The organism is Crenobacter oryzisoli (assembly GCF_030385785.1).
Taxonomy (GTDB): Bacteria; Pseudomonadota; Gammaproteobacteria; order Burkholderiales; family Chromobacteriaceae; genus Crenobacter_A; species Crenobacter_A oryzisoli.
In genome coordinates this window covers 22,278-42,681 of the sequence record NZ_JAUEDK010000017.1, presented here as the reverse complement: position 1 = coordinate 42,681, position 20,404 = coordinate 22,278, and the positions used below count along the sequence as shown (strand labels likewise).

General features: G+C 52.4%; 11 protein-coding genes. 6 read left to right on the top strand and 5 right to left on the bottom strand.

Annotated elements, in window-relative coordinates:
- Positions 1-56 precede the first annotated feature (56 nt).
- The 4 genes from QU481_RS11020 (at position 57) to QU481_RS11005 (ending at position 6,467) form a co-directional block, all read left to right on the top strand.
- Positions 57-2,636, top strand: a complete 2,580-nt coding sequence (locus tag QU481_RS11020) for a phospholipase D-like domain-containing protein (RefSeq protein ID WP_289830033.1) — start codon at positions 57-59, stop codon at positions 2,634-2,636.
- Entirely contained in the window at positions 2,629-4,245 is a 1,617-nt protein-coding gene (locus QU481_RS11015) for a hypothetical protein (RefSeq protein ID WP_289830032.1), read from the top strand. The genes QU481_RS11020 and QU481_RS11015 overlap by 8 nt, the downstream gene beginning before the upstream one ends.
- Positions 4,246-4,362: 117 nt before the next feature.
- Entirely contained in the window at positions 4,363-5,055 is a 693-nt protein-coding gene (locus QU481_RS11010; protein ID WP_289830031.1) for a uracil-DNA glycosylase, read from the top strand.
- A 284-nt stretch (positions 5,056-5,339) separates the two neighbouring features.
- Positions 5,340-6,467, top strand: a complete 1,128-nt coding sequence (locus QU481_RS11005; RefSeq protein WP_289830030.1) for a hypothetical protein — start codon at positions 5,340-5,342, stop codon at positions 6,465-6,467.
- 33 nt (positions 6,468-6,500) lie between these two features.
- Here the strand turns inward: QU481_RS11005 and QU481_RS11000 are convergent, their stop codons facing one another.
- The 5 genes from QU481_RS11000 to QU481_RS10980 all read right to left on the bottom strand — a co-directional run bounded on the left by QU481_RS11000 (position 6,501) and on the right by QU481_RS10980 (position 13,517).
- Complete coding sequence (locus QU481_RS11000; RefSeq protein WP_289830029.1) at positions 6,501-7,517, bottom strand: transposase; 1,017 nt, start codon at positions 7,515-7,517, stop codon at positions 6,501-6,503.
- Between the two features lie 261 nt (positions 7,518-7,778).
- A complete protein-coding gene (locus QU481_RS10995) occupies positions 7,779-8,933 on the bottom strand; it encodes a TniQ family protein (RefSeq protein WP_289830028.1) in 1,155 nt (384 codons plus the stop codon).
- A 4-nt stretch (positions 8,934-8,937) separates the two neighbouring features.
- Complete coding sequence (locus QU481_RS10990) at positions 8,938-10,551, bottom strand: ATP-binding protein (RefSeq protein WP_289830027.1); 1,614 nt, start codon at positions 10,549-10,551, stop codon at positions 8,938-8,940.
- A complete protein-coding gene (locus QU481_RS10985; RefSeq protein ID WP_289830026.1) occupies positions 10,541-12,676 on the bottom strand; it encodes a TnsB C-terminal domain-containing protein in 2,136 nt (711 codons plus the stop codon). The genes QU481_RS10990 and QU481_RS10985 overlap by 11 nt, the downstream gene beginning before the upstream one ends.
- A 4-nt stretch (positions 12,677-12,680) precedes the next feature.
- On the bottom strand, positions 12,681-13,517 hold the full coding sequence (locus tag QU481_RS10980; protein ID WP_289830025.1) for a TnsA endonuclease N-terminal domain-containing protein: 837 nt from the start codon (positions 13,515-13,517) through the stop codon (positions 12,681-12,683).
- A 1,495-nt stretch (positions 13,518-15,012) separates the two neighbouring features.
- On the opposite strand from QU481_RS10980, the gene QU481_RS23860 reads away from it, so the two are divergent.
- Both QU481_RS23860 and QU481_RS10975 read left to right on the top strand, forming a co-directional pair.
- The gene (locus tag QU481_RS23860; protein ID WP_353962186.1) at positions 15,013-15,339 is read left to right on the top strand and encodes a helix-turn-helix domain-containing protein; all 327 of its coding nucleotides are present in this window, start codon (positions 15,013-15,015) and stop codon (positions 15,337-15,339) included.
- Positions 15,340-15,468: 129 nt separating this feature from the next.
- Positions 15,469-19,683: an NACHT domain-containing protein gene (locus QU481_RS10975; RefSeq protein WP_289830024.1), complete on the top strand. Its 4,215-nt coding sequence runs from the start codon at positions 15,469-15,471 to the stop codon at positions 19,681-19,683.
- Positions 19,684-20,404: the final 721 nt, after the last annotated feature.

Below are 20,404 nucleotides of genomic sequence, written 5' to 3'. Positions count from 1 at the left end.
TCCGAAATTAGGGATTTTCGAGGGCATAACTAAACAAAATAAGAAGGCGAAAACACTTGGTGGCTAATCTCATCTCTACCATCCAGCAGGTCCGACCCTCCGCTGTGTTGTTGACCAGCTTTACGTTTGACTTGGCTTTCTTTGAGGGCTTGTTCATGCCCACCTTGCACCAAGTGGGCTGCGAGCGAACAACGGTCCTCGTGGATGTTCAAATGGGCTTGGCGGCTTCGCTCGATGTGGGTTGCAGCCGGGGAGCGGGACTTGAGTATGCTCTGCTAGGGGTGCCCGCTCCAGGCAAGGGCGTCTTTCATCCCAAGCTCGCCTATTTGCAGCGCCAAGGAGATAAGCCGGATGTGTTGGTAGTGGGGAGTGGCAACTTGACCATGCCGGGACAAGGAGGGCAGCTTGAGTCGTTCGATGCCCTTTCCGCCGACGAGGAGCCTTGGGTATTTCAGGAGTTGGCACAGTTTCTGGAAGACCTCGCCAGCAGGCTCGCGCCACGTCATCCGGCAGGTACCCCGCTTCGTGCTGTGGCGGAAAGGGCTATTGCACAGGTGAGCCGGTTTCGAGCGCAAATGGATGGACGTCCGCGCCACGCTTGGCTGGTCCATACCTTGAATCAGACAGCTCAAAGCCGGTTTCTGGAGGTGGCTAGTGAGACCGGTTTGAACACACAAGGGACCCTGACCGCCTTGGCTCCGTTTCACGCGCCAAGGGGTGAACCGCTCCTGGACTTGGCGCAATCGCTTGGCGCCCAGTGCCTTCGCCTTGGGCTTGACTCCAAAAATCCCGTTGCCCGCTGTGACCTTCGCGCCACCCCGGAATTGGACGTTCAGTATGTGAAGCCGGACGGCCCTGGGACCCAGCGAACATTGCATGCCAAAGTGTTTGCCTATGCCACGGCGAACGGTTGTCTCGAGATGACCGGCTCCGTGAACGCGACGCAGGCCAGCCTTGCTTCGCTCGATAATGTGGAAGTCGCGCTGATTCGTCAGCTTGCTGAGCCCACATTTCAGTGGCAGGCGGTGGATGCCAAAAACGTCATGTTCGAGCCCAACCGCTTTGTCGAGACGGGTGGGGAAGGCCGGTCGACTTTGACCGTCGAGGCATGGTTGCAGAATGGCAAACTGCGCGGCTACCTGTCCGCACTGCCAGCCGGTGCGGTTGTTGACCTGACCCTGGTGGCTAACTTCGAGGAAATCGATTCTTTTCCCTCGCTGCATCTGGACGAGAACAGTGTCTTTTCGCTGCCCCTGCCGAACCTAAAGGCCCACCTGCATGCACTCCAGGTCCATGTCCGACACGACGGTCAGACCGGGCGGTGCTGGCTGATGATGATGGACGAACTGGCCAATGTCCGGTTGCATAGGGAACTGCGAGCCAAGATGAGCGAAATCATGAAGGCTCAACGAGACGACATGGCCGGGGAGCTGTTGGCACTGTTGATGGAGTTGATGACGCGCAGCACCAGTTCTTCCGTCAGCCCGTCCGCCGGGACGGCGCAACCAGCCAAGGTTGAGGAGTCGACCGACGCAAAGCTTCCAGGTGACGAGACTGGTATGAGTCTGAGCGCGTGGGAGGCAAGCTTTCGTCCACGCCGTGCTCGTGGTTCCACTGGCCTACGGGAAGAATTGCTGGATGCGTTATGGGATTTCCTAGAAGGTAAGGAGGTGGTCTGCCCCGGGATGGATGACGGCTCCCTGACTGAGGAACCGTGCTCCGGCGAGGGAGAGGAGGACGAGGGATTTGGTGAGTCAGGCGACTATTCTCCGTATTACGCCGCAACCCGTGGCGCAGCCGAAACGGTGCCCGCCCGAAAGCCCCCGTCTATCGGCGGCCAGTTGGAGAACATCTTACGTTTGGCCGCTACCTATCCTCTGGATAGTGCAGCCTCTGAGTTGCTGCACCTCTATGTACGGTTCGTATTGCGTGAGGCCTTCAGTTGGGAGGTGGCCCAGCGGACCCCTGAGCATTTCCTGCCCTGCGAGCAATGGTTGAACGGCTTGTCTCCGGCGCGCTTTCCTCTTGCCGACTGGCCGGAAGTGCAGGGTGCGGCGGTGCAATTGTGCGTGTTGTTGACCTGTGCGTGGGCGGACATGGGCCAGCAGCCGCCCTTGGACAGGTGGTTCGATTGCCTGGCGGATATTTTCGGGGAAACCCCGACTCTCAAACGACTCATCGAAGCCGCCCAGCAGACCCCCTTATTGCATCCTATCTGGCTGACCTTGCCCCCGGAGGACATTAAAAAGGGGTTTGAAGACCTGGCAGGGGCCGTGGGGTCCGACCAAAAGTTGCTGGGCATCCTGACATCGGCACGGGAAGCGAAAACCTATCCTGTCACGCTCCCTCCTGAATTGCGGGATTTTTATATCGGGGTCCGTTCCTGGAAGCCGTCTGCAAAACGCAAGAATCCGACGTTCGGGGTCTTATCCCCATCCCCCAAACCCTTGGCCGGGGATGAGCCTCCGGTCCCAAAATCCCTCGGCTGCCCGCTCTGTCATGAACGCTTGCCTCCCTACTTTCTGCCCGAGCTTAAGCGGGACTTGATACGCAAGGCCCCCTGTGGCGGCTACTTAATATACCTCCGCAATCCCGCTCTGCTGGAGAGCATGCCCAAAGGACTTTACTGTGCGTGAACATGCCTGTTATGCAGACAAGAGCCTGAGTGAAAAAGCCGGCGTGCTGGATTTCATGGGGCTGGCCCCCGTCAATGAACGCCTTATCGAGCATTGCCTTCCTGGCATTAACGGTACCGTCTCCATGCTGCGGGTCTATGCCGCATTGTGCTGGATGGCGTGGCGCGTTACGGAAAGCCTGACAGCGTCGGATACCGATGGCCCTTCGGTCAGCCGGTTGGCCCTGCAGAAAATGGACTTGGTGTTAATGTGGAGCATGCAAGGTTCTGGGTACACTGGCTTAGTGGGAGGCCAGCGCCAATTTCCTGTGGACAGCCAAGAGGCAACTTTCATTTTTGATGCCTTTCCGGATAGTCAGGCCGCGTACTTCACGCCGGTCCAGTACCGTCCCAGCATCGTGAATGGACTCGAGCTGCTGCAAGCAGGGGCCGGAGGTAGTTACCGCTGCACCGCCAAGGGACGAAAACTAGCGGAGGCGTTGGATGAGGTGCTGAAAAACCAATACTCTGCCGACGACTATGCCTGGTTGGCCGACGTGCGCCAGCTCAAGGGCACGGGTGCCAATGCCAAAGCCTTCCAGTCCTTGCTCACCTCGGCCATCTCCGAGGCGGAGCAGCAAGCCTTTCTAGAGGCGTTCATGCCCTCCGGACCTGAGGTGGATGCCTATGATGCGCGACGTGCGGCCACCTCCCGCTTGATGTTGCGGTGCTTGTCCCGGTCCAAGGATGGACTGTCCGTGCCGCAGTTACGGGCCACCTTGGCACGTGGGGTTGACCAGCAAGGTCGTCCGTTGGTCGATGATGACAAGACGGGAGAATCGACGATTCTCCGCGCCCAGGCGGTTCTGCAAGTGCGCCAGTTGCAACGCTTTGCTCTCGAGTGGTGCATGGTGTTGTTTGTGGCCTTTGTGCGCCGTGAGTTTCCGCGCGAACTGCCGGTACCCTTGAAAACTCAAATCCAGTTATTTTTGGACGAGGGTCTGAGTGCGGAGGCACTAAGCGCAGCGGGCAGTACCTTGGGCATCGATGCGGACCTGGCCAAGCTCAAGCAGCTTCAAGGCGACGCCCCGACGCTGAGTCGGGCAGCATTGACGAATCCCGACGTTCCGCTCTTGGACATCGACAACCTGTCTCAGGGGAAAAAACCTGAACCAACGTTTCTCGCCAACCTTTACCAGGCCTTGCTCCGCTGCAAGGTGGAGACCGAGAACTTGTTGGCGATGGATGTCGCGTATACGAAGGTTATGCAGGCCGAAGGGGCGCGTATCCCATTGACTCTGTTGAGTCGCGCTGTCGACACCTTCCGCTCCCAATCGCCCAAGGACTTTATGGCCTATGTGCTGGAGGTGTTTTGTGTAAACCAACAACTGCATACGGCGGCTTCGCGCACTCGGGGGCCGTTTGATACGAATCGGTATATGTTGGCCATGGGGGAAATGGGATGGGAAGCGACCTCGACGAAGGTGCCCAATATCAATCCGAGTCCGGACCGGCTGCGTAACACATGTTTGCTGCTCAAGGACTGTGGTTTGCTTCAAGCGAAGGGCGAGAAGTGGTTACTCACCGAACAGGCCCATCCGTATATCGAGCACACCGGTACCGGAGCCTGAGCGCAGGTGCTGGTATCGTGGACAGGGTTGGCCTCATTCCCCAACCACGTTATGACCGGGCCAGCGCTCGACGGCGGGCCCGTCGTAACCAATCGTCAATACACACGACAAGGCCAAATGATTACAGACCCGGTCAACCGTTTTATCGAGGCACTGCATTGCTTCCCGGCACTGCCGCGGGTATTTAACCCCTGGTTCAGCGTCGACCCCGAGCATGACGCCTCCTCGCTCGCCCCCACACATCGTATCGATAACCTGTCACGTTACCTGACCGAACGATTGGGGCGCGCCAAGGTTATCCTGATTGCCGAAGCGCCTGGCTATCAGGGCTGCCACTTCTCCGGCATCCCGATGACGTCCGAGCGCATCTTGCTCGGTCAACTCACCCATAAAGGCATCTATCCTGGCGACGTGCTGAGCGGCGAAGTGACGCGTTGCTCGCGCACCGACGGCCCCGTCGGCAGACGCGGTGCCAAAGAGCCGACCGCCACCGTGGTGTGGCAGGCGATTAAGACGGCCGGCCTCGACCCCCGTGAGTGCGTGCTGTGGAATGCATTCGCATTTCACCCGTTCGACACGGACATGCTGACCAACCGCAAACCGTCCTCAGATGAACTGCGGGACGGCCTTCCGATGCTGCACCAGCTGCTCGAGTTGTTCCCCGATGCCCAACGGGTGGCGATAGGAAAGGTCTCGAAAGGCATTCTGGACAAGCTGGACATCCCGACCAGTGCCGAGCTGCGCCACCCCGCCAATGGGGGCATCACCGCCTTTCGCACCGGCTTTGCCGAGTATGTCGGTCGGTTATAATTCCGCCGCTCGTCTTTATGAAAAACTCCGAATCGAGGCCTGGCCAACCAGTTGTGCAAGGCCATTGAACGGCGCTGGAACGCTACGGAGTGCAACGTAGGCGACTGAATCATTGCCCTTCCCAGAAACCCATCCTAGGTCAGGTTACGATTTGAATCGTTAAATTATTTATTCTCAAAGTAAACAGCACTCTCGTAGACTAGGATATTGCCTAACTATGGCCTGTACTAACGGTCCATCACTGCAAATTTACTTCGCTATTTCAGCTTAAAGCCTTCTTACCTATGAAGTTTCCTGTTTCTCGTCAACCACTTCGCCGGCATATCAATCGCAATGTCTCCAATGCTCAAAAAAAGCCAACTATATTTGGATATCTGAAAGCGATTTTAGAGCTAGACCTCTTTGTGAAACTTTCGCCATACGCTTTCATAATTGGCGGGGGAATGCTATATTTATTTTTGGACTCTATTGGATTAAAAAATCTCTTCCAGCCCTCTCTTAACTCCGTTGCTGGGTTTGTTACCCTAGTTCTAGGCGGCATGCTGCTAGCTTTTAGTATGTATGTGCTATTAGTAATAGCCCCCGCTTTCATGACTCAGATTGCACTAATTGACGGCGAGCTTCATCATGCTAGACGCTCTCGTATGTATTTTGTCGGGTGGTTTGTTTTGCTGGCGTTGTCAACACTGTCTATTCTAGTAATTGGCATGAAAGAGTGGCCTATTTTACTTGCATTTCTGGAGTTCGCTCTTAGTGCATTTGTTTTTTGGTGGATTTTCTCAAGTAAGCAAACATGGCTGAATGGTAGAGCCCAGTTACTTAGTCTCATTTCATTGACGGCAATTGTTCAGTTTCTATTTATTTTGCCTATGAGTATATTGTTGCCTTTGGCGAGAGGGGAGGCACATCAAGATGCTGTTTTCTTTGCGATATGGGCCGCCTATATAGCCTTGTGTATTTTGTATGTTTATACAGTTAGTAAGTATCCACAGCCTAGTCCTGCCGTGCGAAAGAGAGGTGGGATTGGTTGGGTAATTATTTCTGCGGCCGTTTTCTTTCTTATAGTAACCTTTTCCAAGGAGTCATTTCTTCATCAGGTAGCACATGGCATAGGAGTTACAGACAGCCCCTCTGAAATAGAATGGTACATTCTGAGTAGTAAAGCTGTAGCTGAACAGGGACCAAAGCTGACGGGGTGGCCTGCAACAGACATAGAGAAAAATGGCTATGTCTATGGGTTTATGGCATTTAGATTTTCAGACCAACGCGTACTATGCCCTTCTGGGCAAGTCCTCAATAAGGAGGTGTCAAAATATTGTCTATTGCTTGAGAAAGATGATGTAAAGCCTATGGGGTGGCCAAAAAATTGGAAAAACCCAGAGCAGGATAAGAAGAGAGTGATGGCTAAGTAGAGGGAGGTAGAGGCACTCCCCTTACTGTTTGATTTATTTGGATGTGGCTCTGAGTTGCGAGAGCGTTTTCACCATTTTTTCCCAGCGACCATCTTTAAGCATCTGTTGGTACTGCCAAATGATTGCCGGGCGATTGACGATACCGACTGTTAATTTCCTCCATGCGATACCTTGGCCAAATTTTTCTAATAAACAGTTCACAATGGTTCGAAGGCAGTGCTTTTGTTTTTTACTCTTAGTGAGAATTGGCTCCACCACAGCCCACTCATCGTCAGAAAGGCTCCAGATACCTTTTCTGCTTGGGATGTTTGTTAATTTCTTTGGGGCTTTGTTGATGTTGTTGCTCTGGAACTGAAACTTGGTGGGCAACCCTTGGCTTGAGGAAAAATCAAAGGGGGTCTCGGTCGTTGAGACTGATACTAAACTTAATTTGGAGACAACCAGTTTTCCGCCAACATTAAAAGCACTTAGAAACATTTCCACTGTTCCTATGGGGAGTTGCAATCCTAATGTGCCTTGTCGTGCATTTTCTAGGGCACTGTCCCACATGCGACGAGCAGAGGGAAAGCAATACATCCAGTGCAAAGCAGCATGAGTGCCGGAAGTGGTATTGCTTGATTTTATTTTGAGCTTATGCTGTTTTGTGCAGAAAAAATCTACACTTTTTCCATCTCTATCTGTTGAAACTAAAATATTATCCAGGCTTTGAGGGCGAAATAGTTGATGTGCAAGCCCCCGGAGTGGATGGAACAGCGATTTCATCAAAACTATGGCTGGAATTTGATAAACAACACCATTGGCATCAAACTCATAGAGTTTTTGACCATGCTTGGATGCTGAAGGGTATTCGAGTGCAGGCAGAAATGTTTCAACACTAATGGTGGACCAGGTAGAGAAGTCAGTAGTTACGTAAGTTTTCCTTGTATTTTCGTTGGAGAATTCTAGGTCGGCTAAAGTGGAAACTGGTACGTTTTCAATGGTGCCGGATTTATCGATTGTCACTACAACATAACCCGTGCCGTTCCAAGTAATGCTATTTACCCACTGCATATAAGATATTTTTATTATGATACGAATGGAATGTGATTGCTGCATTATGCAAATAAAAATTTGCTGCGATAAGTTTTTCTTTCACAAATAATTTCGTGAGACTTCATCTCACTCTATAGTTGCTTTCATGGTTTTATAAAACACCATTCAAAACGGTGACTACTAGAATTAATGTTTAAATACTTTTTGTTGTTTCAGGTTGCAATGCAATTGCCGTGAATCGCAAATTTATTGAATGGTGACAATATTTTTGTTCATTATTCATATTTGCATTTCAGGAAATCCGTATTTGCGTAGCTTAGAAATCAGCTCTTTTGTTTTTGGTAATTTATCTCGAGAGTGCCTGTATGTGGATAGAATCCCTAGCTCTCTCAGCATCTGTGCAATTTCAATACGTATGTTTCCTTTTTTTCTTACATGAATGGCTTCATTAATTTTTCTGACGTAGCCTGCGTCTAATTCTTCATAATCTCGTGGCGTAGGGCCAGGCGGAAGATAAATGGCATCTTTGTTGAGCACTAGTTCAAAAACGTTTAGAAGGTTAAGGTATGACTTCATAAGAACGTGCTTGGGGGTGCTGAAACGAATATTAGTTAACTCCCTAAGCATCAGGGTTGGCCATGGCTGGTTTCTGGGGCTGAAGGCTAATCGCGCCTGTCGTAAAAACGACGTTCCAAGTGTTTCTTCAAATGTCATTGCAAAAAGCAGGCCGGCCAAGCCTATTCCTTGCTGAGGGAATCCTTTGGTGCGCAATAGCGACCGATAATTGCTGCACCAATCCACAGGGCGCTTCCTGTTCCGGACAATCAGGCACTCCGCACTTATGGTACTTATTTCTCGTGCAATATAAATTGGAATGATGGGTTTCAGTGGCTCTGCAGTCTGCGGCTTTGGAAGGTGGTCAACGGCGGAATTTCTCCGAGTCGTCAGATTAATCAACGGCCTATCCACTTGAAGCGGAATATTGTGTCGGTTACATAGCTCTACCATGGGAAGATTGTGTTCGCGATGCCAGTACACTTCACCGAAGTTAGCTAGGTCCTCTTGCAGGCATAACAAACAAAAGCGGTGACCCGGTGACCCTAGTAGTCCAGGCTGGGTTAATGCAGCATTCCCGACCTTGTTGCCATCTAGTAAGTCAGCAGCCAACCTAGTGGTTTCCATTTGGCTCATAAATCGGGTCACATAGGGGAAAACAGTGTGTTCCCAAAGTAATTCTTGCTCATCCATGCCGGAGGCCTTAGCTATTTGTGGCAGCCAAGAGGATATAGACAATGGCAGGTGGCTTTTTTTATATCCAGTAAGCTGAATGGTTATTTCCGTGAAGCTCGTTCCTAGGTGTTGGCAGGCTCGCAGAATTAAGCTTCCAATGAGCTCGTCGGGGTAGGGCCTGGGGAAGTAATAGAAGCGAGCCATGGCTTCACTGGTCCAGTACCCGGTCTAGGTCCGGAAGCAACCCGAGGGAGCCTAGCCGTTGGAATACCGTTTCGTTACCCGTGGTTTGTAAAGCATTCCGGTAATCTCCTGGCGGATAAGTCACTGATGGTTGAGATTTTTTTGATTTCAATTTCTTAGCCTTGGGACCAGATGTTGCGCCAGCCAGTGCCTTTTTTACACCATCTAGGGCATTTGCTGGTTTCGCGAGGACTACGTTCTCCGCCATAGTGGTCGCCACTTCGGATTCAAAACCAACAGCTTCAAGGGAGGCTGCCACGGTGGGAACGAATAGCTCATTGTCCGGCCTTATCGCGCTACCCCGGGTCTTCCGGCCAGCATAGCTATGTTCAATTTTCATCAACAAGTATTCAAGATTCAATGGGGCGATGTCGTCATAGGCCTGCAAAGCATTCACGTCATCTCGGCGTACCGCATTAATCATAGGCGCCACCATGGCCAGCTCCCGCTGGGCCACATCGGTAATAAGTTGCCCAGTGATGGTCTCTGAGTCATCGTGCATTGCTCGAACCTGGCATGCAGCGAACAGCTTGATGGCTATGTCTACGATACCTTGTGAATACTGGTACAACAGGTCCGTTAGAAATGTCGACTCGGCGACAGGGTGGCGTACCCATTGGAAACGCCAAAGGATGCTGACAAAATCCTCCCATTCGTTAGGGTGCGCCTCATCGCCTTTTTGCAGCCGGTCCCAGTAGTTCAGCCCTTGCCCGATAGAGCGGCGTGCCTGCCTGAAATCCAAAGAGAGGATGTGTCGTGCCTTGTTCGTACCAATGAACAGGATAGGTACACCGAGTTCGTTGGAGGCGGATACCAGGAGTGTCATCAGTGCTTGTCGACTCTTTGGCGAGTTTTCCAGGTTTTGTATCTCATCCACGACCAGTAGACCGACACAATGCATGTGCAGGATGCGGGCGGCGTGGTTCATGAGAGTCTCAGCGCCGGTCCTCCCGCCTTTGCCGTATTCCTTGGTGTAGGCTGCCTCCGGTAGCAACAGGTCTACCTTGCGGAATATGGAATGAGCTAGGCCCTTGACACTCGCACCATCGTAGGGAGTCTCTATGTGCAGGTATGGGATTTGGTAGATACCATAGTCAGGATGGTGTATTACCTCCGGTATGCGTGATAGTAGTCGTTTGATGGTAGTTGTCTTGCCCATGCCAGACAGCCCAATCAAGGAACTGGAAAGCTGGGCAGTTATGCCTGATTTCGCGGGAAACGAAGCTTTCTGGAGATACTGCTCATGAAGTTTAGCGAACACGCGATGTGATGCGGCGGAGCGGGGGATACGCCCGATGTAACCTTGTCGCATCAATGCATCCAGGCAGTGAGCCAGCTGTAGATGGCGCGGCAATGGGACCATAAAATTCGCGAGTTGGGCTACCATCTGCACCCGCTCATGGATATGCCAATTGCGCTGTTCTGGGGCAAACTCAGGCATGATAAAAAGCTCTTCCAGTAGGCCTTCATCATCGAGTGAAGGGGGAAGCGCTTCTATCAGAGGGTTTCCCTGATATTGCGGGATTCGCTGCTCGATGTAGGACGCACGATAAAACTCGGGATGCCGGCTAGTTTCCATTGAGCATCTCCAGGTATTTTTGGCGTCGGCGGGCATCTCGGTCGGTCGAGAGGTTGTGCATTACATCGCTGGATTGCTTTGTTGGTGGAAGAGGCGGGAATGCAGTGCCTTGGGGGAGTGGCCGCTCGGGTGAGGTAGTTCCGGGCAGACATGCCTCCTGTTGACGCTGCTCACGTCGCTCGTTTTCACGGTCTTTTACAATATCTTTCTTCCTGGCTGAGCGAGTCCTGCCCTTGGCAGCCTGTCTCATCTCTGCTTTAGCCTGTCTGGTCAGCGGGTCTATTTTCTGGTGGAACTGCAATAGATTTTCACGAGTGATATGTTCTCCCTTTTGACGAAGAGCCTCCCTGTGAAACTCGATTGCCTCCACCTCCATAAAGGACAACCCTCGATAGTCTGAGCATCGGTCCAATAAGGTAGCGACAAAAAACTGGTTAGCATGCTGCTTATCATGAACGTAAATGGTATCTACCTGACGCCGGTCGTAGGTCACGTCTACAGGGAACTCTCCGCGGTTGGCTGCAACCATCCAGCCACGTTGAAGTGCTTCTGGGCAGGAGTAGTAGCAGGCCCCAAGCCGGATACCTTCGCGGGTAACTGTTGCCTTCATTTTAGGCAGTAGTGCGAACCGAACCTGCATCTCTGGGATACGTGCTAATGCACCTGCACGGCGGCGAATTTCCAAATGCCATATATCCAGCGGAATGGGTTGGAGACCATTCATGACATTTTCTGCGGGCCAGATATAGTTCTCTCGAGGCGAGCGGTTAAATCGGATGATGGATTGCAGAATGATGGTTGTGAACTCATCTAGGTTAAGGCATGCATCCTGGTCGTAATGCTTTCCCTGCCGTTTTCCAAAACTCTCAGGTGGGATATACCCAGGCACCGAATCTGCCATAGCGCGTTGCAATAACTTGAACCCGCACTCGACCAAGGGCTTATGGTCTGCTCTCTGTGCAGGGAGATTCCGTACCACAATATTCAGCCCCTCGACGAGCAAGTCGCTATTGGTGGAAAGTAGCTCACCGCGGTCAGCGATAAACTCTTTAGGATAAACACCATGAGCAGGCCAGTCGGCAGAGTTATAAGGTACGCCATACCGTAGACATAGTTCGGCTTTATCTTCAGATATTGACTTAATAGCCTGCATCGCAGCTGGCCATGAGGGTGCTTCCAGTCCGACGTAAAAACCAACAATCAGCCAGCTCTTGCGGTCAAATACTAAATAGAGGGTTGGCTTGCCAATGATGGTCGCTCGGTTGCGGCGAGACACCAAAAGGACATCTGCAATGGTCGCATCAATTTCGTAGGCGTCGCCAACCGTGTAAGTCTGATGTTGGAGGCTACCAAGCTTGGGGCGATGCTCCAGTTCGAATACAGCATCCCCTTTCCGTTTACGTATGACGGTCTCGGCTGGAAGTATTTTCTTCGCGAAGTATCGGAATTGTTGCTCGGATGGGTATTCGCCTACAGCCTTAAGGCAAGATTCTCCCTCTCCGTCAACATAGGAGTATCTATTTTCCAGAACCCGCTGATAGCACGCACGTAGCGTCATCAGGTCATTCTTCAGGAAGAGATTTTCAAGTGCAGCCTTGAATATTCTCTGGTCCTCTTCGGTAATTTGGTAAATTTGGTAATTCAGATACTTCGGACGCCGTCCTCTATTGGCCGTGGTGCCCCCTTTGCTTCCCCGCTTGTCAAATTTTGGGAGTAGCGCATTGGGGTTTTGTCCATTACGCCACCAGTTACGGAGGTCCTCATACAGCGTTTGTTTTGCACAACCTATTTCAGCTGCACGTATCTCAACCATACGGTTTCGTTCACTAGGCGCAAAGATGTCAAGATTTGCGAGTAGTGGCTTTATTCTCAAGTAAGCTTTATCACGTTGACAGATGGCTGCCGCTGATGGGGCAATGACTTGATTGCTTTTTTGACCCTCAAACAGTACGAGTTTTCCTTCCGCAACTTCGGCTTCTATCTCGTGTAAGTCATACATTTTGGGAAAGGCTAGGTCATCACCTAGGTTATATAGCCAAATCTCCTCAGCAGCATAGTTGGCATGTATAACTCGTAACTTGGCCCCAGAGGCTTTGTGCTCTAGTACATCGTTAAGAAATAACATCTATTTACCCTCCAACCTTTTGCAGGTTCTTACCGGTTGGATGAAGCCTGCTGACAGGGGCTCCTGCTATGCTTAGTTCATTTAGGTTCGCGACTATTATTCCTTGAGAAAGTAGCATTCGGATGGCGCGTAGGCCCGTACCTGTTATGACGCCATGGCGCGTATCGTAATTCTCACTGAACTCTGAAACAGAGACGTCCTGTGGGTCGCGAGCCAGTTCACACATCATGCGTTCACAGTGGTCACGGTAGTACCCTTCATATGGCTCTATCTCGTCTCGGCTAATAATGTGAGCATTACGCATCCACTCAATGTTTTTAACCTTAACCATCGGTAGCATCGTGTGGAATATGAGGCGATGAGCGATGTCACAGCCATTGAAGTAGGAGTGTTGAATTTCCAGCTTCTCAATAGAGCGAGTATTTTCGGCTTCTTCGAGACGCTTGCAGTTAAAAGCTTCCAGGATGCGGTCCTGTCCCACTTGACGAGTTACGAGGATGTCACAGGTCATGACTGTCGAGACTCTTGTCTCTGGGTCAGTCGGGTGACGGATACCGAGTCGGGTCGCGATGGCGATGGTATCTTCGCGGTCTAGCGGGTATTGCTCGCGAATATCTATGATGTCGTTGGCGTGTTCGAGAAGCAGGAACAAGTGCCACTCCACATCTGAAAAGAAATGATGGGCCCGACCAGTCTTCTGACTGAACACTCGCCGACTATTACCACGTGATGAGAAGTCTGTGACTTTCAACCATGGTTGGTAGTTGGCTCCGGTTCCTTTTCCTCGTCCCTCGGCCTGCCATTGGAGGATTTTTTCCTCCGACCATTTAATCTTGCTCATCGCAAACTCCCGTCGTTGAAGGTGGCAACGTGGGCGCTTGGACGAACTGAAGTGACCGCAGTGCTTGGGGCGTGCTGCGGGTAGTGAGGGCGGCACCTTTGTTGCCCCGCTGCTTATGAAAGCATGGGCAGCTTTCCTGACTGAGATAGTCTGAAAAAGTCATAGCGACTCCTCCTCGCCGAAAAAACGGAGTGGATACTATTGACTTTGCCTGATGGGGTAGGGAATACTGAAGATTCCAAGCTGCAGTATCCCTGCTTCCAAGCAGACAAAGCCGGATGATTCGAAAGATGAGTCCGGCTTTACTTTTCTACATACCAATCCTCTCCTTGTTCCATATAAGCCATCGCACTACAGTAGCGCATGGGAATGCCTCTCAGCTTATGTACTTCTTGCCAGCTAGTTAAGCCTCTCGTTCTAACACCTCAGCCATGCGAACAGCGTTATCTAGAGTCAGTCCGATTATTTGTTGGCAAATTGCTTATTTTGAGTTATACTGGCAGGTTACCACTTCTTATTTTGCTAGAATCTTAGCATGTTTGTCCAGTCTTAACTTGTATCTTTCCCCTATGCAGACGTGCAGGCTTCCTATCGTTCTTGGGCATTAGACACAAAACAAATACAAATTTTCATATTTATCTAAATTTTAAAATTTATTCAGCGTATGACGATTTTATATCGACAAATGCTATTTTTTGATTTGAAGTAGATGTTGTCCTTGCTGTACTGGGAAAATGCAATGCGGCAAATATGCGTTTTACATATTCCAATCATCTCCAATCCTAATTCCTATTCTGTTTATTGACCCCTGGTCGACGTGAGGGTGGTCATTGCCGGTCCACGCTCGCCAAAGCCGCCGAAAACGTTGGGCGAATCACGAGTATCTGCTGCGCAGCGTGGCAGCTGACCATTCTTCCATCTCACGCCATCATTGCCGAGCGCGATAAGCTGAAGGCTCAACTCAACATGTTGAAGGTCCTTGCGCACGTGACCCTGGACCGCTACCAGCAGGGGAGGCGTCCACTCTTTGTACACCTGGGGTGCAACCGGTGGCCGTGCTGAGCAGTGCCACGCAGCTGAAACAGGCGTAGCGATAAGCATTGTGGAAGACCGTGTCGGCCGACTACGCTCGAAGAGCAGGAGCTGCGAGTTGGCCTCGACCATATGGTAAGCACAACGATGCTGTCCTCGCGTGAGACGCCAGCAATCCGGCGGGCAATGTGCGGGTTACCGAGGCATATCGCTTTGCTCGATTCGTGACTTTCGAGACGTCAGTGGCTGGCTATCTCTACGCTGCCAGTTAGCATTCTTTCCCTCTTGCCTCGTCATCGAGTCACTTCCAGCTATTCTGCTCAGCGCGCGTGCGCGTCTTACACTAAGCAGGCGTTCGCAACAAGCGGCAGCTTCATGCCTCTTATTGGCGATTTACGGGATTAATGGGCATAATTATGCCTGTTATTGCAAATGGACTGAGAGCGAGGACTCCGAGAGCGCTATGAAGACGACGAGCAGTACACAAAGGCATCTCACTTCGCAGGAATTTGAGGTCGAACTTGGCGAGCGATTGAAGAAACTCAGGGTGCACCAGAACTTAGACCAGGCCACGCTTGCCGCCCGAGCTGGTATCAGTGTTCGTACGTTGCGGAATCTCGAGAGCGGCAGCGGCTCATCGCTGCACACTCTTATCCAGGTCGTTCGCGCCCTTGGGCGCGAGCAGTGGTTCGAGACCATTGCTCCAGTCCCAACCATCAATCCGCTCATGCTGACGCGGACAGCGGTACCCCGTCAGCGGGCGAGCAAGCCACGGCTCAAATCAGCCTAGAAATTCTGATACTCGGCAGAACAGGCGGTCTCAATCCTAAGGATTACCTTCGTCCTTCGCGACCAGCGTATGCGCGGTGCTAAACTTGCCACGACATTGTCGTTCAGAAAAAAATGCAAGGGGGCGCACATGGACATCGTTTTTCGAGAGAGCGGCCGGCTCTGGGCTCCGCGCGGGCAGCCTGTCGAAACAGATGAGCATGGCTATACGGTGTTCTTTAGCGGGGAATGGCGCGCGTTCCACAATACGCACGTGAAGCTATCGAACGAGCTCCAGGAAGTATCAGACGTTGTAGTCCTCCTTGGCGAACCCGGCTCCGGCAAATCCCACGAACTTAAACTTCTTAAGGCTCGGGCGCTCGCTGCTGCGAGTCGGCAGGTGTCCAGTTTGGACCTTGGCAAATATGCCGACGCAGCGCGATTGGATGCTGCGTTGCGACGTGAGCTGAAAGCCTGCATAAACGACGGCGTTTCTTCCATACTCTTTCTCGACGCCCTGGATGAGTCTCGGGTCAACATTAAGTGTGCAGAAACTGTGCTGGAGGACGTGCTTCGTGACGTTTCTCCATGGGCGCTTCAGTTGGTTATCACCTGCCGTACGCCAGCATGGCCAGACTCGCTGGAAGAGTTCCTCCGGGAGCATTGGAAAGCAAACGGTTCCAATGAGTCTACAGTTTCGGTCTTTGAAATCGCGCCTTACTCTCGAGAGCAGGTGTTGGCACGCCTGTTGGAAACAGGAATCGACGAGAACTGTTTCTTCGAGGCCCTCGACGGTTCAAGCGCACATGGACTAGCGTTGCAACCTCTGGGGCTCGGATTCTTGATGTCCCAATTCAAAGATGGCTCGACATTCTCAACAAGTAGATGGGAGCTTTATGAGCGGGGTTGCGCTGCCCTACTGAAAGAAAGCAGTACGAGCCGCTTGGAAGGTGGCAGTCTTCTTCTCCCGAACGTCCAGTCTCGGCTACAGCTTGCCGGGTTGATTGCAACCTGCGTGCTGCTGACCAACAACGCAGACATCGTACTGGACAACACCGGCAACTTTGCCCCCGCCGGAGCGCAGTGCCTGGATATTGCGCGGCTATTGACGGTTCCCCTTTCTTCCAATAGTGGCGATTGGTACGCCACTATTGAGGAGTATGCGGAAACTCTGCAGTCCGGCTTGTTCGTTGCCAAAGAGGACGGCGTGTTCGTTTTCGCCCACCGGACGTATGCCGAATTTCTCGCCGCACACTTCATATCGTCGCTAAACATCTCAGCCAAACAAGTCATGGCTGTTCTCAGTCTTTCGGATGGCTCGGGACGCCTGGTACCGCAGCTTCGGGAGCTTTCGGCCTGGCTGGGGCATAGCAGCCCGGAATTGCTCGGCCTAGTGCTGAACGCTGAGCCCGCAATGGTGTTTGACAGCAGCGTATCGCTCACAGACGAAACGCATATTGCGACCATCTTCGATGAGTTGACCGCACTAGTAGAACGGCACAAGTTACCGATATACGACCGCCGGCAAATACGGACATACCATAAGCTACGTCACGCGGGATTACTCGAGAAACTACGGGAGATTCTTGCGGACCGAAAAAGAAAAGCTACGCTACGGCAGTTTGCGGCGGACGTAGCGCGTATGTGCGAAATGGTTGGCAACATCCCGGAGCTCGTCGACATATCCCTAGAGGCGTCCGAGGATTACCAAGTTCGACAGAGCGCTGCATATGCCGTACATGCCACTGGCTCTCAAGCAGCAAAGAGCGCGTTGCGGGCGCTGATTACCAGTGACCATCCAGAAGATTCCGACGATGAGTTGAGAGGTATCGCGCTGCTTAGCGCTCTGGACGCTGGCATCTCGGTGGGGGAGCTCATTGGTAGCATCACGAAGGAAAAGCATTCAAATTTCAGCGGTATGTATGCATTGGCCTTGCGTCAGTTGGAAAACGCTGACCTTCAGGCTGCGGATATAACCCCACTTCTATCTTGGTTGGAGCCACAGCTTCAGCGACAAAGTATGGATATCGCGTGGGAAGATTTTGTCACCCACATGTTTAGTAAGGCGGCGTTGGCGGTCATGTCCCACGACGAAGGGTGGGCCGCTTTCGGCAAGGTCGCCTGGCTAGCCATCTCTAACCACCACAGACTCTCTACATCGCGCGAACAGTGCGGCTTCGACAAAGGGCTTGAACTCGAGGCGCACACCTATAGACGTTCACAGTTGCTGGATTCAATTCTGAATGTGGCGGAAGGCGAGCCCTGCGTCGTCGCAGGGCAACTGCGCTACGGAACTGGTCTACTCAGTGACGCCGATGGACAGCATTTGATTGATGCGTACCAGCGGGAGGCGGGCTCCGGGACCAAGAAGCGAGTCATTGCTCACCTTGCGCTCTGGTACGCCTACGACAACAGTGATGTCCGCGAGTGGTTGCTAACCACAGCAGGCCCGAATGCGGAGAGTCGAGACCTCCTGTTGGCGGAGTTGGCTAGCAACTATGTCGACGTCGTGCCGCTAGACTCGCCTAAAGCAGACAGCCTTAGGAAAACGCTGGCCTTAAGGCTTCAGCACACCTTACCAACAGAGCCTCCCACTGAGAAGAAACCGTCGATAGACTTGCTGTCCGCTGCTTTGGTGCGTGCTGAAAACGGGGACACGTGGAAGTGGGTCAACATCCTGTCATATCTACGTTATGAAGGGGACTTCGAAGGCTACTACCGGGTCTCCCTCGAAGTTACGACTTCGCCGCTATGGCCAAAGTTGAGTACCGTAACGCAGAGGCAGCTTATTGATGTTGCTCATGCATATTTGCACGCTACAGGCCCCGTCGCAAACCTCGCAGCAAATCAGGCGAACCCGTACGAGGATGCGGGTATCGCAGCGTTGGTCCTCCTTTACTCCACTGGCCATGGAAGTACCGACGAGTTCGGTGAAATCGTCGTGAAGTGGGCGCAGGCCCTCGCTCGCTGTGGATTTTCGGAACAGCCGCGCGCGGCTATCAACGAGCTATTGCAACAAGCATGGATGCGAGCCGAGGACTCCATGATTTTGCTGCTTTCAGAAACCTGTGAGCAGCATTTGGCCCTTGAGATTACTGCCGGCTTGCCTGACTTTGCCTCTGATTTCATGCCTGACGCCCTGTTCCGTGCGCTTGAGGCATTGTTGCCTCAAGTAAAAAGTGAACAAGGATTTCTGGCGCTTAGTGAGTTCCTCATTGAACAAGGCAGCCAAGATGCAATCGGAAAGTTGCTCGAGCGTATCCAGTCCTCGTCCGACCTTTCAGCCGCGCCTGCCTCGAAGCTGCTTTCACGTCTTGCCAAGCATGCGCCTAGTCAGCTGATTGCACACGTCTGGGAAAGATTGCGACAGTGTCCAGAAGCAGTTGCTCAGATGGCGGCCCAGATGCAAGTCCTCGTTGCAGGCCAGGATGTCCCACTATTGCGGGTTGCCCCGGCAGTTACGGAACAGATTTTTGAGATTCTGGAGAAGCAGTATCCATCAGCTACCGATGACAAGTTGGGCGGCATTGTCACCGTTCGACATCACATTCAGGACTTTAGAACCTGTTGCCTCATCAACTTGCGCAATCGCGCTGATGCCGACAGCATTGAGGCTCTTGAGAGAATCTCTGCGCGACATCCGGACCACCCGTGGATTGCGTCCCTTATATATGAGGCGGAGCAGAAGCTGGTCCGTGACTCATGGCTCCCCTACGAGGTCCTCGAAGTCACTGCCGTTCTTGGCATATCAACTGGTCGTGTTATCCGAACTGAAGCTGAGTTGCACGATGCCGTTCTTAGTGAACTTCATTTGATTGCGGACAAAGTTTCCGCGAGTGCCTTGCGGCCAGCTGTCTATTTTTTGTGGGACGAAATTTCTCAACGTCCCAAGCACGAACCTCGACTGTGTGATTGGCTTGCAGGCGAGCTGAAGGACCGTCTTTCGCACAAGGGCGCCATCGTCAACCGCGAGGCTCAAGTTAGGTCACACAATCCGAAGGGCATGGGGGAGCGCACGGACATCCTTGTTGAACTATCTTCCCCGACGAGGAGTGGCAAGTCTGGAAGGTCTCTTAGCCTCGTGATTGAAGTTAAGGGCTGCTGGAACAAAGAGCTGATAACGGCTCCAGCCTCGCAGCTGCGCGATAACTACATGAAGGCATATGGCGCCAAGTCAGGAATCTACCTCGTCATGTGGTTCATGTGCGATAGATGGGCGAAGGACGACTTCAGGAAACGAGATACGCAAAGGCTCATTCCCGACGGGACATACGAAGCGTGCGTTGACACCGTTGCCGCAGCCTGCTGCACCGCTTCAGTTGGAGGTGCCACCCTAACGCCGTTCGCCATCGACTGTACCTACTAGAGTTCGGCACCTTAAATCGCTGCAAAGCAAGTCAGCGAGGGAAGTTGTACAGTGTAGTGGAGGTTGACGTGGAAGCCGAGAAGGAGTGCCTCATTTAAACTTTGTCCGGAAGCTGCCGCATGGCACAACTGTCAGTAGCTTGACTAGGACGCTGGCGGCTTCCCATTTTCCCTGGCCAGGTATTCGGCAGCGTAGAGTTGGGTCTGGTAGGAAAGAAACTCTCCAAATCATGGAGAGAAGTTGTCTGTAATACGCCAACTCACCGCCAGTGGGTCCCGGCTTCGAGATGCTAACGGGGGCTCGGGCCGGAAAGGCTCAATCGCGGCCATCAGCCGCATCTTCCGTTCCTTGTCTAGGGTGTTCACCCACAGGAGTCGGAAGATGAGATATCCGGCAACTGGGCGTAGTTCTGGTTCCAGCAATGACAGGTCAGTGATGACTGTGTGGTCCCAGATTCGCTCCGCTACCATCCTCAATAGCGCATGGGGTGCGTGCAGCAGCCCTTGTTGGGTTATTTCACGAAGCAACGCCTCTAGGTCACTCATCAATAAAACCTACGTCAGTTGTCCTAGCCACATTACGTTCGTGGTAGGCACACGAGCAATGACTCGCCCGGCCAAAAAATTCAGTAAGCATGTTATATTTTCTCCTTTCGACGTAATTGCCCGCTCCGTATAGTTCGGTCATCGGCGCCCGCCGCTGCTATACATGGTACAGCCCA

Coding starts and splice junctions, on each gene's coding strand:
- QU481_RS10980 (WP_289830025.1), bottom strand. CDS start 13,517: ATGAGCAAGATTAAATGGTCGGAGGAAAAAATCCTCCAATGGCAGGCC.
- QU481_RS11000 (WP_289830029.1), bottom strand. CDS start 7,517: ATGCAGTGGGTAAATAGCATTACTTGGAACGGCACGGGTTATGTTGTA.
- QU481_RS23860 (WP_353962186.1), top strand. CDS start 15,013: ATGAAGACGACGAGCAGTACACAAAGGCATCTCACTTCGCAGGAATTT.
- QU481_RS11005 (WP_289830030.1), top strand. CDS start 5,340: ATGAAGTTTCCTGTTTCTCGTCAACCACTTCGCCGGCATATCAATCGC.
- QU481_RS10990 (WP_289830027.1), bottom strand. CDS start 10,551: ATGGAAACTAGCCGGCATCCCGAGTTTTATCGTGCGTCCTACATCGAG.
- QU481_RS10985 (WP_289830026.1), bottom strand. CDS start 12,676: ATGTTATTTCTTAACGATGTACTAGAGCACAAAGCCTCTGGGGCCAAG.
- QU481_RS10975 (WP_289830024.1), top strand. CDS start 15,469: ATGGACATCGTTTTTCGAGAGAGCGGCCGGCTCTGGGCTCCGCGCGGG.
- QU481_RS10995 (WP_289830028.1), bottom strand. CDS start 8,933: ATGGCTCGCTTCTATTACTTCCCCAGGCCCTACCCCGACGAGCTCATT.
- QU481_RS11010 (WP_289830031.1), top strand. CDS start 4,363: ATGATTACAGACCCGGTCAACCGTTTTATCGAGGCACTGCATTGCTTC.